The sequence below is a fragment of the Bradyrhizobium sp. P2_E8 genome, assembly GCF_056403875.1.
Genome location: NZ_JBFUES010001581.1, coordinates 1 through 1,080, shown reverse-complemented (window position 1 = coordinate 1,080; position 1,080 = coordinate 1). Strand labels below are relative to the sequence as shown.

Genomic DNA, 1,080 nt, shown 5'->3' with positions numbered 1-1,080 from the left:
AGCTTAGACTAGGCTCAAGAAGCAAGTGCGTGGATGGCCGGAACAAGCCCGGCCATGACGACGCCGTCAGGAAACGTCGAGCCATGCTCACCGAAGCCAAATCCTACGACGAGCTCTATCGCAACTTCCGCTGGGACGTTCCGGCGCGCTTCAACATGGCGGAGGCGTGCTGCGATCGCCATGCCGACGGCACCGGTCGCCTTGCGCTGATCTATGTCGACGAGAACGGCGCCACCACGCGCACCTCCTTCGACGAGGTCGCGGACATGTCGCGCCGCTTCGCCAACGTGCTGAAGGCGGATGGGCTCACGCGCGGCGACCGCGTCGCGGTGTTCCTGTCGCAATCGCTGGAGCTGCCGATCGCACATATGGCGGCGTTCCGCTCCGGGCTGATCTCGATCCCGCTGTTCGCGCTGTTCGGCGAGGACGCGCTGGAATTCCGCCTGTCGAATTCGCAAGCGAAGGCGATCATCACGGATGAGACGGGCTGGGAGAAGCTCACGAAGGTCCGCGATCGGCTGCCCTATTTGCAGGACATCTATGTCACGAGCAGCGCCGTCCACGCCGGCGCAAAACCGTTCTGGTCGGCGATCGAAACCGCGTCCGAGGACTTTGCGACCGTCGACACCTCGGCCGACGATCCCGCGCTGATCATCTACACCTCGGGCACGACGGGCAATCCGAAGGGCGCACTGCATGCGCATCGCGTCGTGCTCGGTCATCTGCCGAACGTCGAGATGTGCCACAACTTCCTGCCGCGCCCCGGCGATCTGATGTGGACGCCGGCGGACTGGGCCTGGATCGGCGGCCTCGTCAACGGCCTGCTCGCATTCTGGTACCACGGCATCCCGCTCGTCGGCCATCGCGCGCGAAAGTTCGAGCCGCAGGCGGCGATGCAGATGATGGCCGATCTGTCCGTCCGCAACGTCTTCCTGCCGCCGACCGCGCTGAAGCTGATGCGGCAGGCCGGCGTGAAACATTCCGGCGTCAAGCTGCGCAGCATTTTCACCGGCGGTGAATCGCTCGGCGGCGAGCTGCTCGGCTGGGTGCGCGAGACCTTCGGCATCGACGCGCATGAAG

Annotated in this window: 1 protein-coding gene; it reads left to right on the top strand. The window is 65.2% G+C overall.

All coding sequences use genetic code 11. The annotated features are described in order from the left end of the window. Nucleotides 1–83 precede the first annotated feature (83 nt). Nucleotides 84–1,080, top strand: a 997-nt coding sequence (locus AC1D00_RS42450) for an AMP-binding protein (protein ID WP_477014826.1), incomplete at its 3' end; no start/stop codon positions are given.